The organism is Microbulbifer sp. (assembly GCF_036563125.1).
Lineage (GTDB): Bacteria > Pseudomonadota > Gammaproteobacteria > Pseudomonadales > Cellvibrionaceae > Microbulbifer.
Genome location: NZ_DATCMV010000134.1, coordinates 21,766 through 35,045, shown reverse-complemented (window position 1 = coordinate 35,045; position 13,280 = coordinate 21,766). Strand labels below are relative to the sequence as shown.

The 13,280-nt window shown below is 59.7% G+C and carries 9 protein-coding genes; 2 read left to right on the top strand and 7 right to left on the bottom strand.

The window, feature by feature from the left end; genetic code table 11:
* From VIL80_RS11105 to VIL80_RS11075, 7 genes are all read right to left on the bottom strand, one after another.
* The coding region (locus VIL80_RS11105; RefSeq protein WP_332036178.1) for a TonB-dependent receptor at positions 1-2,021 on the bottom strand (2,021 nt) is incomplete at its 3' end.
* A gap of 47 nt (positions 2,022-2,068) precedes the next feature.
* On the bottom strand, positions 2,069-3,076 hold the full coding sequence (locus VIL80_RS11100; RefSeq protein WP_332036177.1) for an alpha-L-glutamate ligase-like protein: 1,008 nt from the start codon (positions 3,074-3,076) through the stop codon (positions 2,069-2,071).
* Positions 3,076-4,608 (bottom strand): inactive transglutaminase family protein, encoded by a 1,533-nt coding sequence (locus VIL80_RS11095; protein WP_332036176.1) that lies wholly within the window; start codon positions 4,606-4,608, stop codon positions 3,076-3,078. Before VIL80_RS11095 ends, VIL80_RS11100 begins: the two co-directional genes overlap by 1 nt.
* Before the next feature lie 108 nt (positions 4,609-4,716).
* Positions 4,717-5,343: an ATP-dependent zinc protease family protein gene (locus VIL80_RS11090; protein WP_332036175.1), complete on the bottom strand. Its 627-nt coding sequence runs from the start codon at positions 5,341-5,343 to the stop codon at positions 4,717-4,719.
* 359 nt (positions 5,344-5,702) lie between these two features.
* Positions 5,703-6,029 carry a YqcC family protein gene (locus VIL80_RS11085; RefSeq protein WP_332036174.1) on the bottom strand — a complete coding sequence of 109 codons (327 nt, stop codon included), beginning with the start codon at positions 6,027-6,029 and terminating at the stop codon, positions 5,703-5,705.
* A 14-nt stretch (positions 6,030-6,043) separates the two neighbouring features.
* Positions 6,044-8,179, bottom strand: a complete 2,136-nt coding sequence (gene dinG, locus VIL80_RS11080; RefSeq protein WP_332036173.1) for an ATP-dependent DNA helicase DinG — start codon at positions 8,177-8,179, stop codon at positions 6,044-6,046.
* Between the two features lie 82 nt (positions 8,180-8,261).
* Complete coding sequence (locus tag VIL80_RS11075; protein ID WP_332036172.1) at positions 8,262-9,437, bottom strand: 1-acyl-sn-glycerol-3-phosphate acyltransferase; 1,176 nt, start codon at positions 9,435-9,437, stop codon at positions 8,262-8,264.
* 389 nt (positions 9,438-9,826) lie between these two features.
* Between VIL80_RS11075 and nhaC the strand changes: the two genes are divergently transcribed.
* Together nhaC and VIL80_RS11065 are read left to right on the top strand one after the other, a co-directional pair.
* The gene (gene nhaC, locus VIL80_RS11070; RefSeq protein ID WP_332036171.1) at positions 9,827-11,323 is read left to right on the top strand and encodes a Na+/H+ antiporter NhaC; all 1,497 of its coding nucleotides are present in this window, start codon (positions 9,827-9,829) and stop codon (positions 11,321-11,323) included.
* A gap of 77 nt (positions 11,324-11,400) precedes the next feature.
* Positions 11,401-12,528 carry a DUF3549 family protein gene (locus tag VIL80_RS11065; protein WP_332036170.1) on the top strand — a complete coding sequence of 376 codons (1,128 nt, stop codon included), beginning with the start codon at positions 11,401-11,403 and terminating at the stop codon, positions 12,526-12,528.
* Positions 12,529-13,280: the final 752 nt, after the last annotated feature.

The window sequence follows — 13,280 nt, the reverse complement described above, 5'->3', positions numbered from 1 at the left end:
TAGTCCGCCCGCTCCGCGTAATCCACATTCGCCAGATTATTGATCCGCACCCCCAGATTCATTCGCGGTGTGATCTGTTGGCGCAACCGCAGGTGCAGCAGTTCGTGGCCGGGATAGCGGTGGGCATTTTCGATATCGGTGTAGTAACTTCCCATGGACTGAAATTGCAGTTCGACACGGGTGTGCTCAAGCGGAGTCCAGCCCAGTGTCAGGCTATGCATATTGCGAGGGGCGGTGTCGATGTCGTTGCCGCGGGTTTCGATCAGCGTGTCACTGCCCGGCTCACTGACATTGTTGGTGTACTGGTGACGCGCGTAGGTTCCCGCCAGGGTGAGTGCCCACTGCGGGGCCAGGGCCCAGTCCAGCTCGTATTCCACACCGTAGTGCCGGGTTTCCCCATCGCTCAGGTTCAGACGCTCGGACGACTGGAAAATCACGTCGGTCTTTTCCATATAAAATCCGGTGAGGTTGAAGCCCAGACCCTCTGCAGTTTTTTGCAATCCAATTTCCACACTGTCGACAGATTCGGAATCCAGATCCGCCACCACCTGTCCGCTCTGCAAGCGATACAACTCCGACGCCTGCGGCGCGCGAAAGCCGTGGGCAAAGCGCAGGCTGGCGGACAAGTTGTGATCAAACGCTTGAGCCAGACCGGTATTGAACGAGAGGTTGGAAAACTCATCCCCGCGGTCTTCGGGGCGGCTGTAGCGGCAGCCCACTGCGCCGGTAAATCCGTTGACACACTGGCTGCCGTCCTCCGCGGTGTCACCGGCCAGCATGCGATTGTCGTAGTCGTAGCGCAGGGACTCCCAGCGGGCGCCGAACGTGAAGCGGCTGCGCTCGGCAAACAGCCAATCCACACTGGAAAAAGCCGCTACTACATCGGCCGCAACCTGATAGTCGTATTGTCGCCCGGCGGGAAACGAGGAAAAGCCGCCTTCCTGGGTCTGCCGAATCCAGGCGTTGGTGTGCTCCAGATCCAGGCCACTCAGCAGCTCCAGGTTTTCGCCGAGCCGGTAATCATAGGAAGTCTGGATACCCGCGCCCTGCTGGCCGTTTTCCTCCAGCGGCGTGCCCGGCAGGAAATGCATCAGAAAGGCCATTTCCGTATGGCGCGCGTAAGGGGTGATTTGCCAGTGGTTGCCCGCCGCCGTTGCGTGCTCGAAACGAGTCTGCAGTCGCGCGGACCGACTGTCGCGGAAGGCCTCCGGGTTAGGGTTTTCGCGCTTGCGTCGGGAATCCCTGTAGGCATCGTGCCCGGTTACGTAACCGGCGGTTTCCTGGTTGAGGTTGCTGATACTGACGAGGGTACGCGTATCCCAGGTATCACCGCGGTAATCGTGACGCGCGCTGAACTGCTGCTGGTCGTAACCGGAATCGGTTTTATAGCCGCCATCGCGGCTGCCGCTGAAACCGAGACGCACGCCGCTGTGCCCTTCTGTATCACTGAAACTCGTGGAAATTCGGCGGAAGTCATTGGCGCCGCCCTCCAGGCTCAAGCGGACTTCGCGGGCTTGCGCAGGAGCGGCACTCAACAGGCGGATCACGCCGTGCTGGGCGTCGGAGCCGTAAAGCACGCTGGCGGGGCCACGCAGCACCTGCACGCCGCCGGTCTGGGACAGTGGTAAATCAGAGAGTTGGTTGACGTTGCAGAAACCGGTGCCGCGCACCGGGATATCCCCCTCCAGCACCGCAAAGGCACCACAGCTGCCGGTACCACTCAATACCGGTGAGCGGATGGCAGTAAGATGCTCCTGACCATTGCCACGGCTGATCCAGATACCGGAAAGACTGCTCAGTAGCTCTGCAGGGTGAGTGGGTGCTCGCTGTGCGATGGAATCCGCACCCGACACAGACATGGCAGACACGCCAGTGGTTGCGGCCTTGAGGGTCTGGGTCCCGGATACCTCCACCGTTTCCAGTAGATCCCGCGGAGTATCATCGGCAGAGTTTGCGAATGCCGAAAATGCGACGGCAATGAAGAACAAACCAGAAACGGCGGCGGAGCATTGCGCTTTCACGGAATGATCGGTGATCTCCGCCGCGCACTGCCGAACCACCACAGCGCTCACAGGGTGGTGCGTGCGGCGAAGTAATCCACGGAGTAGTTCACGCGCTCCTCGACGTTTTTCTCCAGCTGCTCCAGCGTCATGGATTCAATATGCTCCAGGCGGGTACGCAGGCCGATACCGTTGGCGATCTGGATGGCGAGCCCCGGGCGCGCATTGGCCTCCAGCAACAGCGGCCCACGCTTGCGGTCGAGCACGATATCGCAACCGAGATAACCGAGGCCGGTCATTTCATAACAGCTGGCCGCGAGCTTGAGGAGGTCTTTCCAGTCGGGGACCTGTAAATCGGAAAACGGCATCTTGGTATCGGGATGGATGTCCACCCGCAGTCCGCGCTGCACCGCGTGGGAAGCCTTGCCGGTGGCAAGATCGATACCCACGCCCACCGCCCCCTGGTGCAAGTTGGCCTTGCCATCGGAGTCATGGGTGGAGCAACGCAACATGGCCATCACCGGGAAACCGCGGAACACGATAACACGGATATCCGGTACACCTTCGAAGGAGTACTTGTCGAACACCGGATCGAAATCCACCAGCGCTTCAACCATGCACCGGTCGGGCTTGCCGCCGAGGCTGTAAAGGCCACTGTGGATATTGCTCACGTGGCGCTGGATATCCAGCGCGGTAACCTTGTTGCCGGAGGGCTTGAGGTAATCTTCGCCGTCGCGCCCGACGATCACCAGAATACCCTTGCCGCCAGAACCCCGCGCGGGTTTGATCACGAACTGTTGCAGCGGTTCGATCACTTTCATGATGCGGGAGCGGGTCGGCTGGGTGTCGAAAGCCGCGATCAGATCCGGAACCGGAATACGGTAGCGCCGCGCTGCGCGCTTGGTGTTCAGCTTGTCGTCGACAATCGGGTATTTGTCGCGATCGTTGTAGCGGGCGATATAGCGTACATTGCGCGCGTTCATCCCGAGTATACCGAGCTTGCGCAATTTGAACGGCGACACCAGGCCGCCGCGGAAAAACGGTGGCAAACGCAACGCGGGTAATCGGAATTGCATCAGCGCACCAGCTGGCGGAACCGCGCCAGTTCACCCAGGCGGTAACCCGTGTAGTTACCAATAATCATGACCAGTCCGAGCAACACCAGCAGCAGCTCCGGGAAGTTGAAGGTCCAGTGCTCGATGTAACGATTGGTCATCACCCACCAGGCGAGTACCGCCACCAGCAGGCTGCCGCCGGCCTGAATCACCACTTCGTAGGGGCCGTCCTCTTCCCACAGGATGGACATACGTTCGATGGTCCAGGCGAGAATGATCATCGGGAAGAAGGTCACCGTCAGTGCCTGCTCGATACCGAGCTTGTAGCTCACCACACTGATGGCTCCCATCAGTATCACCACCGTGATCACCACGGCGGCAATCCTCGCGACTAACAAGAGATTGAGCCGGCTTAGATAGAAACGCACCCACAGACCGAGAATCAGGATCAGTACGAAGATGGACAGACCGGTGAGCAGCTGGGTTTCGATAAACGCGATCGCGAGCAGCACCGGCATAAAGGTACCGGAAGTACGCAAGCCGACGAATACCCGCAACAGCACCACCACCAGCGCCCCCACCGGCACCAGAAGGATCAGCTTGAAAATGCTCTGCTGTTCGATGGGCAGGCTGTAGATGGAGAAATCCACCAGTGCTTCTTTTTCCTTACTGGTGCTCAACATGGCCACATCGCGTGCGGGCACATCGTTGGAGATCACCGAGAAAGTCACGCCGGAATTGCGCCCCCCCTCCACGTCCAGCAGGCTCTTGCCGCCGCGCTGCCAGATAAAGAAGTTTTTCGGCACGCCGGGCGTTCCGCTACTAGGTTCGAACACCACCCAGCGCTTGCCATCGTAGATTTCCAGCAGGTCTTCCGGATCCAGGCGACGGCGATCGTCTTCCAGATACAGCCCGCGGATACGGTGTGCCGGGATATCCGCAGCCGCCAGTACCACCAGCGCGACGTCTACGAAGGAGCGGTCTTTGTAGTAGCCGAAAATAAGGTTGCGGTCCTGGTTGCGGGTGTCCGCCAGTGCAAGCAGCAACTCGGACGTGAAGGTGGAAACGTCGGAAGAGCGGGCGCGACCAGCTTCCACCAGGGAGTAAATCGCCTGGCGCACCGCCTCCTGCTCGCGGGCACCGAGCATCGGTTTTACCACTTCGGTACTGAGATCCAGAGACTGCTCCAGCGCGGCCCCGGGTGTCTGGTGTACATCCAGCTGATAGAACAGTGACTGGACGCCGCTTGCCTGACGGCGCGACCACACCGCGCGGTGCTCGTCGTCCTCGTGGACAATATTGAAGCCGTAGCCAGAAGAGCTGAAGGTCTCCCCCAGCACCTCCATATTGCGTTGGGCCCGCGGGAGTGTAAGGGCCGCCTTGACCGGGCCACCGTCGGCGTTGAAGCGCACCTTGGCTTCGATGGTCCAGACAGTACGATATTCACCGGGCAAAAGGGGGAAGCCCAGGGCGAAATGTTTATAGATGGTGAGGCTGGCGCCCAGAAATGTGAGCAGCGCAGCGAGAATATAGACCTGTGCCCTTGGCGACATTCGCCATTCCCCGTTCGTTGTTGGATGCAGCTTGTGGCCGCGTATTCTTGCCGAGTACCAGTGCTTCCGCCAGTACCCGGCCCACAATTCCGGGTATTAAACGTGGAATTATTTGCTGATCACCGGCATTTTGGGCTTGCCCTGTACCAGCTTGCGGCTCACATCCACCACCGCGGCGTCTTTCAGAAAATTGCGACCCACCAGTAATGGGAACTCGAATTCACCGCGTTCTACCAGGTTCACTTCCACTATGTGGGTAACCTCACCGACGGTGAGGCTCATATCGACAATGGGGCGGCGCTGGCGATCGAATCCGGGGCGGGCTACACGCACGTGACGCTTGATGGGAAGCTCAATTTTCTCGGAATGCCCCTCGTCACCATCTTCCAGTTTGAATCGCACCCAGTCACTGCCATCGCGTTCGAAGCGCGTCAGCTCCAGTACGCTGAGGGAGCAGGTGGCTGCACCAGTGTCAACCAGCGCCGTCAGGCGGACACCGCCCGGTTCAACCGTGAAGATCTCTTCGGAGCCGAGCACCAGTTTGTCTTTGGCGACAGGCACTTCGATCACTCGATCTACCTTACGCTCGACCACACGCTCGACCACCTGAATTTCAGGCTCCGCGCACACAACGGCTTCCATGGTGGGACAAAGGCTTGGGTCAAAGGAGGCGGGCATCGCCGACGAAACATCCTCCGCAGCCGGGGATTCAATCGGGGTCGCGCTTGTTGCCACGTTTTCACAACCTGACAGCAGTTGGGCAACCAACATAAAGAAAGCTATGGGTAAAAACCGCATCTGTTTATTACTACCTTAGGGGCGGGACAGCCGGCCCTGAGCTTGTTATCGAGCGTAAATCCTGGCGGCAAATCATTTTCGGGCCATCCGTGGTGCCCGTTTTTTGTAAGCTGCGCATACTATCGTATCCCCGTTGCCGCTGCACAGTGACCGTGACGGGGCACACATTCCCGGCGAACAATCGCCGATAATTTAATCAGGGAAGGATAGTCTCCAGCAGATTTCTAAACGAGATGGTACCAACTGGTCATAATCAATCAAGCGCCGATCCATCTGCCGCGCTCAGAAGCCGGCCATCAACCTCTCGCCAGTCGCAGGTCTATTTCTTCCAACTTGCGGATAAGTGCCGCTACCGGCAGTTCGCTGCCACGAAAAAACTCCTCTGCCATAGGAGCAATACCGCATGCCTGTGGCAGCGGCATTTCCAACTCCACCATATGGCTCATACGCGGCAAAAATACAAACTGTAGCCACTGGGGAAGCGTCAGCGTATCCACACAGAACGGTTCCGTACTCGCCAGCGCCGCTGGCGATGGCGGCTCGGCATCCCACAGGCTCAGGACGCGAAGGTCCGCTTCCAGTTCCAACAGCAGGGTGGCGATATCGGGGTAAATCGACTTCATAAGGCTATATTGGTTCAGTTTATCGAGCGTCTGAATGGCGGCAGCGAATCCAGCATCGCGCGCCCGTAGCGTTTGGTGACGATGCGCCGGTCCAGCAGGGTGATGGTGCCGCTGTCCTGCTCCGTACGCAGCAGCCGGCCACAGGCCTGCACCAGCTTGAGCGCCGCATCCGGTACCGTGATCTGCATAAAGGCATTGCCGCCCTTGGCCTCGATCCACTCCGCCAGCGCCGCTTCGATGGGATCGTCCGGCACCGCAAAGGGCAATTTCGCAATCACCACATGGCGACAGTAGTCCCCCGGCAGATCCAGGCCCTCGGCGAAACTGGCGAGGCCGAACAGCACGCTGTGGCCTCCGCTATCGACACTTTTCTTGTGACTGTCGAGCAGCTGTTGACGGGATTGCTGACCCTGCATCAGGATGCGGTTGCGCCAGGTGCCGGGGAGCGATTCGTACACCGTCTCCATCTGCCGACGGGAGGCAAACAGCACCAGGGAACCGCCCGGTCCCTCCAATAGGTCCGGGAGAGCCTCGATCACCGCATCCGTATGCAGGTCGGCGTTATTCGCCTCCACCGCATCTCTCGGCACCCGCAGCTCGGCGCGGGAGAAATCGAACGGGCTGGGTACGATTTCGTAGCTGGCGTTATCCGGGGTACCGGCGCGCATTTTCAGGCGGTCGAAGCGTCCCAGCGCGGTGAGGGTGGCGGAGGTCAGCACGGCGCCATAGCAGCGGCGCCACAGGCTGTACTCCAGGGTCTTGCCGGCGAGAATAGGCGAGCTGCACACCTCAAAATCGAACGAACCGCCCCACTCCACCAGGGTTACCCAGCGCGCCTGCGGCACCGCGCCCTCGTCGACGCGGGAATAGTTGGCCCAGAGCTCCAGATTTGCCTCGGCGCGGCCGTGCCAACTGCCGAGTATGGGGTACCAGCGCTCCAGGTCGACAATCGGCACCGGGCTGTGTACGTCTTCCATCATGCGCTGGGCGGACTGCACCATCTTGCTGAGCAGCCCTTCGATCTCATCGAAATCCTCCCGCAACTGTTCAGCCAGGTGCATCAGGGATTCGGGCACCACACCGCCCTCAAAGCGGTGGCGCTGGCTCTTGCCGCGCTCGTCTTCGAATTCGCACAGGTCTTCCAGCAGCGGCCAGGCCATCTCCATTTTCTGCTTTGCGGCCGTGAGCAGCCCCGGCAGCTCTTCGCCGGCGCGATCCAGTTCACCACCATCGCCGATTTCGCCGAGTAGCTGCCCGAGATTCTTGTTGGCCTGATCCAGCCAGCCAGTGGTGGCTCCGACACGGCTGTGGTGGGCGAAGTGGTTCAGCGCCTTGTCCGGCAGGTGGTGGGCCTCGTCCAGCACGTAAATGGTTTCTTCCGGCGGTGGCAGGATCGCACCGCCGCCGAGGGCCAGATCCGCCAGCAGCAGGTCGTGGTTGGCCACGATCACCCGGCTCTTGCCGAGGCTTTCTCGGGCGCGGAAGAAGCTGCAGCTGCTCACGTGGGGGCAGCGACGGCCACTGCACTGGCGGTGGTCCGTGGTAACCCGGCTCCAGTCGTCGCCCTCGATGGTGTCTTTCCAATTGTCGCGGTCACCGTCCCAGCCGCCGCTGGCCAGTTCGTCGGCCATGTCGCGATACAGCTTGATCCCCACCTCGTCCACCTGGGGCTTCTCGTCTTCGTACAGCGCCATGGAGGCACCGATGCCACTGGAGGTGAGTTCGGTGAGCAGCTGGTCGAGCTTGGACAGGCACAGGTAGCGACCGCGGCCCTTGGCCAGCGACACTTCAAACTTGAGACCGGAGTGGCGGATGAGTTCGGGCAGATCCTTGTTGATGATCTGCTCCTGTAAGGCCACGGTAGCGGTGGAAACCACCAGGGTTTTGTCGTGGGCGATGGCCATGGGGATGGCGGCCAGCAGGTAGGAGACGGTTTTGCCGGTACCGGTACCCGCCTCCACCACGCAGATATGCTCGCCGTCGGTCTTGCCGTGATCCCGCTCACCAGCGCCGTTGCGCTGGATTCCGCCGAGCGCGCGGGCGATGGCGGCAATCATCAGCTTCTGGCCGTAACGGGCCTTGAGCTCGCGGCCGTTGAGGAACTGACGGTAGGCGTTCTGGATGGAATCTTTGTCTTTTTCGCTGAGCACTGGGAACCGACGGATTAATCTGCACTGGAGGTTAAATCAGCCGGCCATTATCCACGGTTGTTCAGGGTTTAGCCAACCCGTACTACTGCTCAAACGCCAAACGAGACACCACCGGGTTGGCGTAGGCCTGAATCGCCTTGTCCCGCCAGCGCTCGTCAATCGCTGCCATGCGTTGCTCGAATTGCTCGCGGATTTCCTGATGCTCATCGGGATGCCAGGGTTTGGCCGGGTAGCCGACGGGCAGCTCCGGCGCAACACCATAGATCATCTGGTAGGCGATCAGGTTGGTGGGGTGCAGCACATAATTGCCGATGATCTGGCGGTCGATCTCGTCCGCCAGCGCGGAGACATCGGTGAAATCTTTCTCGATCGGGGTGCCGAAAGCCGCGTGAATGTGGCCTTTCTTCCCCACTACACCCTTGCCGATACTGCCCAGGTCTTCGTGGGCCTCTTTCTGGTACTCGTCCTGGTGCTCGGTGATGTAGAGCTCGCGCGCCTTGTAGCGGTCACAGGGATCCCACTCGTAGGAAATCGACAGCGGCACAATGTGCAGCTCGCGCCAGAAATCCGCAAACGGCTGCTCCTTCGGCTTCGCCATGGCGAACATCGCCGCCAGCGCGGGATTAGTACGGTCGAGGCCGTCTTTGGCACGGCCGGCGCGCTGGGCAATCCACACGTGCTCGTTTTCGTTGACGATAGAGTGGTGGATGTACTGGGAAAGTGTGGTGGCCGCCGCCAGCTTTTCCCGGCGGCTGCCGGAGCTGCGTTTCACCACAAAGCACTTGTTCAGCTTCATGATGTCGGTGGCAAACTGCTTGGACAGCAGGTTGTCGCCGATGGCGATGCGGGAGGTCTCGTGACCTTCCTTGAACATCGCGAGAATTGCCAACGCCGGGTCCATGGCGATATCGCGGTGGTTACTGACGAACAGGCAGGCGCGATCCCTGGGCAGGGTGTCCAGCCCGGAAATGGTGAGTCCGCAGCTGGTGCGATTGACCGCCTTTTCCAGATAGCGGGCAATCACCTCCTGCACACCGCGAATATTGTTCGCCTTGCGGAATTCGAAGCGCACGAACTGACGCACCAGCCACGCCAGCGGTCGCTCCAGCTTGCTGGCAGCGCCGGGCAGCAGGAAGTGCGCCACCACGCGGGACATCTCCGGGTCTTCTACCAGGCGCCGGAGCACCGGGCGCACCTCATCGTCCCGGTAGGGGCGGATTTCATCGAATTGACTCAGGTCCAGATTTCTCGCATTCATGGGGATTTTCTACCTGCCAACTACAGCGCGTTCACTCCGGAAACGGCACTCTGGCTCATTCTTATTGTGGCCCACCCCTGAAAAACACAGGGAAGGCCGGGTAAAACCGGCGCAGAACATACCGGATGCGCGCACGAACTGCCAGCGCTGCAACGGACCTTGTAGTACAGGGATGCCCGCCCCCTGACGCCGCCGTGGCGCCGCAGTGCTCTGCCCGCTGCCGCCGGCTCGCTATAGACATATCCTGGCCCGGCCCCGAGAATAGGCCGCTTTGCGCCTGTTTGCGCCTATAACAAGATACTGACTACAAATACTGGCAACAGGAAACTGACCCGACGGCCCGGCCATAAGCGGGGTTGCCGGCTGTTGTCAGAAATAAGGAGAACAACTTGAGCCAGACCAGTTCCAGCAATGCCAGTGAATCTCACCACAACCCCAGCCTGCTGGATGCCCTGATCCCCCTGCTGATCCTTATTACCCTGCTTTCCCTGTCGGTGTTTTTCTACGGTGCGGATTCCTCCTACGGCCCCAACCAGATTGCCCTGCTGCTGTGCGCTGGCGTCGCCGCGCTGGTGGGGATGAAAAACGGGTACACCTGGAAGGAAATGGAAGGCGGCATGCTGCACGGGATGAGCCTGGTGTTCGGCGCCATTCTGATTCTGCTGGCGGTGGGCGCACTGATCGGCAGCTGGATTCTCGCCGGCACCGTGCCGTCGATGATCTACTACGGGGTGCAGATGCTGTCGCCCCAGTGGTTCTATGCGGCCAGCTGTATTATCTGCGCCATCGTCGGCCTCAGTATTGGCTCCAGCTGGACCACCGCCGGTACCCTGGGTGTGGCGCTGATGGGCATTGCCGCTGCCCTGGGACTCAACCCTGCCATTACCGCAGGCGCGGTGATCTCCGGCGCCTATTTTGGCGACAAGATGTCCCCGCTGTCCGACACCACCAACGTGGCCGCGGCAGTGACCTCCAACGATCTGTTCCTGCACATCCGCCACATGCTGTGGACGACGATCCCCGCGTTTACCCTGGCAGTCACCATATTCGCGATAATCGGTCTCAGCGCCGATACCGGCCAGGCATCCGCGCAAGATATCCAGCAGCTGCTGAACGCCCTGCAGGAAGAATTCAGCATATCCATCATCAGCCTGTTGCCGCTGGCACTGCTTCTGCTCATGGCCTGGCGGAAGATTCCCGCCTATCCCACGCTGATTATCGGCGCGCTGGTTGGCTGCGCGATCGCGATGATTTTCGAGCCCAATGCCACCCGCCAGCTGGCCGGCGGCGAAGGCCCCCTGAGCCTGCTGAAAGGTGCCTGGCACAGCCTGTTCGACGGCTACAAATCCTCCTCCAGCAATGAAGCCGTTGCATCCCTGCTGTCCAAAGGCGGCATGAGCAGCATGCTCAACACCATCTGGCTGATCATTTCCGCCATGGCCTTCGGCGGCGTCATGGAGCGCGCCGGCTTCCTCGAGCGCATCGTCAATTGGGCGCTGTCCGGCGTCAAAACCGTGGGCGGCCTCATCACCTCCACGGTACTTACCTGCTTCGGTATGAACGCCGCTGCGGGCGACCAGTACATGGCCATCATCATCCCCGGGCGCATGTTCCGCGAAGCCTTCAAAGACAAGGGGCTGCATGGGCTGAACCTGTCCCGCACCCTGGAAGACTCCGGCACCATCACTTCCGTGCTGATCCCGTGGAATACCTGCGGCGCCTATATGAGCGCCACCCTGGGTGTTGCTACATTTACCTACGCACCCTTTGCGCTGTTCAATATCATTTGCCCGTTGCTGGCCATTGCCTACGGTTGGCTGCATTTCAAGCAGATGCCCCTGGGCAAGCAGGACGAACTGCCATTTGCCAACGAGCCACTGCGTTGACCTGCAAACCGGGCGACACCGCAATGGTGCCGCCCGGTATTTCCTTCTGACCCAACACCAATCCGGATTGCCCTGCCGTGACTGACGCCAGTAAACCATCCCAGCCCGAATCCCCCCAACCGCCTTCCACACTGAGTGAATTGATCGCTGCCGCGGACTTCGATTTGCGCTGGTTTGACCTGGGCCGCCGCGTCCAACCCATCGGCAGAAAAGCCGCGCACGAGTTTGAAAGTGGTGCAGCACCCTGGCCCCACCCCTATTTACGTCAGGCCTGGTGCGGGCTGCTGTTGTGGCCCAAGGGAAAAAGTGCCGCCGATGGGCAGGGGAAAACCGGTGAACCGGTAGTGTGGTTTTTACGCCTGCCCCTGGACGAGCAGGGAAAATTGCTGCTGTCGGTCCGCGACCGCTTTCTCAAGCAACTGCAGCAGGCACTGTACAGCCCCTCGTCGGATGAGCCACGTGCAATTGGAACACCGGCCGCGCCCGCCAAGTCCCTGCAACAAGCACTGGACGACAGTGGCCTTATGTTTGCTCCCTCCGCGGATAAACGTGCGGTATTCCATGCGAAATCCGCCCGCCTGCTCAACCGCGACGCCAGCGACCACTACCCGGCGGCGCGCGCCTACGCCAAAGATCCGGCGTCTTTCCCGTGGGAACAGCTGGCCCTTCAGGGGATCGCTGATCTCGCTGTGCGCTGGGAAGAGGAAAAACCACAACTGGTGAAAACGCTGCCACGCTTTGCCACCCCGGCACTGATTTCCCTGTGCCAGTGCCTGGAAAGTGAAGCCATCGACCACCAGATCGCCGAAGCACTGATTCGCCGCGCGGAACAGTCCCTCGCAAGCGATACACCGGATTTCAATCTGATTACCGCTGTGGTGCGGGGGCTGTCTCACAGTGTCGCAGTGGGCATGCGCCAGCAGTTCCTGCTGCAACTGTTACAGAGCGACGCTGGCACACACGGCGAAGTTCTGGCGGCCATCGGCAGCCGCTGCAGTGAAGACCTGCAACAACCGGAGGTCGCCAGTGCCTGGCTGGAAAAGCTGAGCGAAAGTCAGCCCCAGCAAACTTTCAATCTATTACTGACGGACCTGTTGTTTCTCCCGCAACTGCGCAACATTTTACTGGGTGTTCTGCGCAACCCCGAACGACCGGAATCCATCGCGCGCGCATTCGGTGCCTTTCTACAGCCCACCGGCAAGTAACAGGAAAAGTAACCCGGGAAAAAAAGTGGGCGGGAGTAGCCGGTGATAGCTAGCACCGGGAAACTCCACGCGCCAACGCCCCGCCTCAACCACTCGTTTTACTACCACTACTTAGCGCGCATAAAAAATATGCGCGCAATTCATCTGGCATCGCACCTACTATGCGGAAGTACATTTGCAGTTTCTGACGTGCATTCCCGCCTGTATTTTCCAAAAAATAAAAAAATAAAATTTTTTTCGCTTTACTGAAAAAAAATCTTCAGCCTCCCTCGTAGACCAGAGGCCAAATTGGCAGAAAACCCTGCACATTAGCGGCTTCTGATGCGACAAACTGGCGGCGGTTTTATCCTGAATTAAACCGTGGCGGCTATTTTTACCGCGTGCCTATTACACTCCAATGGGCGGTATGTTTGTAGAAAATATTTTTACAAAGCACACCAAACAGGTGACGTTTTATTGTCTATGCTATTGACTAACATCAACGGAAAGGAGTTAGGGGATGAATTTCACTCCAGCCAAGTACTTAACCGGAATTATTTGTGCACTGGTTCTCGCAGGTTGCTGTGCACCGGCTCCGATGCCGGCCGCCTGCCCTCCGGGCTCTGAACAGATTCCAACGTCTATGGCCTGTCCTGCGGACGCGGATTGCTGGATGGCATCCGACAACGTTCGTTGCATGAAGGTGGTTAAATAACCGCCCTCATACAGGAACATGCAAATGCCGCTTTTCGAAGCGGCATTTTGCATTTCCG

Excerpts from the sequence above, each read along its gene's own strand:
- VIL80_RS11100 (WP_332036177.1), bottom strand. The coding sequence starts at position 3,076 with ATGCAATTCCGATTACCCGCGTTGCGTTTGCCACCGTTTTTCCGCGGC.
- VIL80_RS11095 (WP_332036176.1), bottom strand. The coding sequence starts at position 4,608 with ATGTCGCCAAGGGCACAGGTCTATATTCTCGCTGCGCTGCTCACATTT.
- VIL80_RS11085 (WP_332036174.1), bottom strand. The coding sequence starts at position 6,029 with ATGAAGTCGATTTACCCCGATATCGCCACCCTGCTGTTGGAACTGGAA.
- VIL80_RS11075 (WP_332036172.1), bottom strand. The coding sequence starts at position 9,437 with ATGAATGCGAGAAATCTGGACCTGAGTCAATTCGATGAAATCCGCCCC.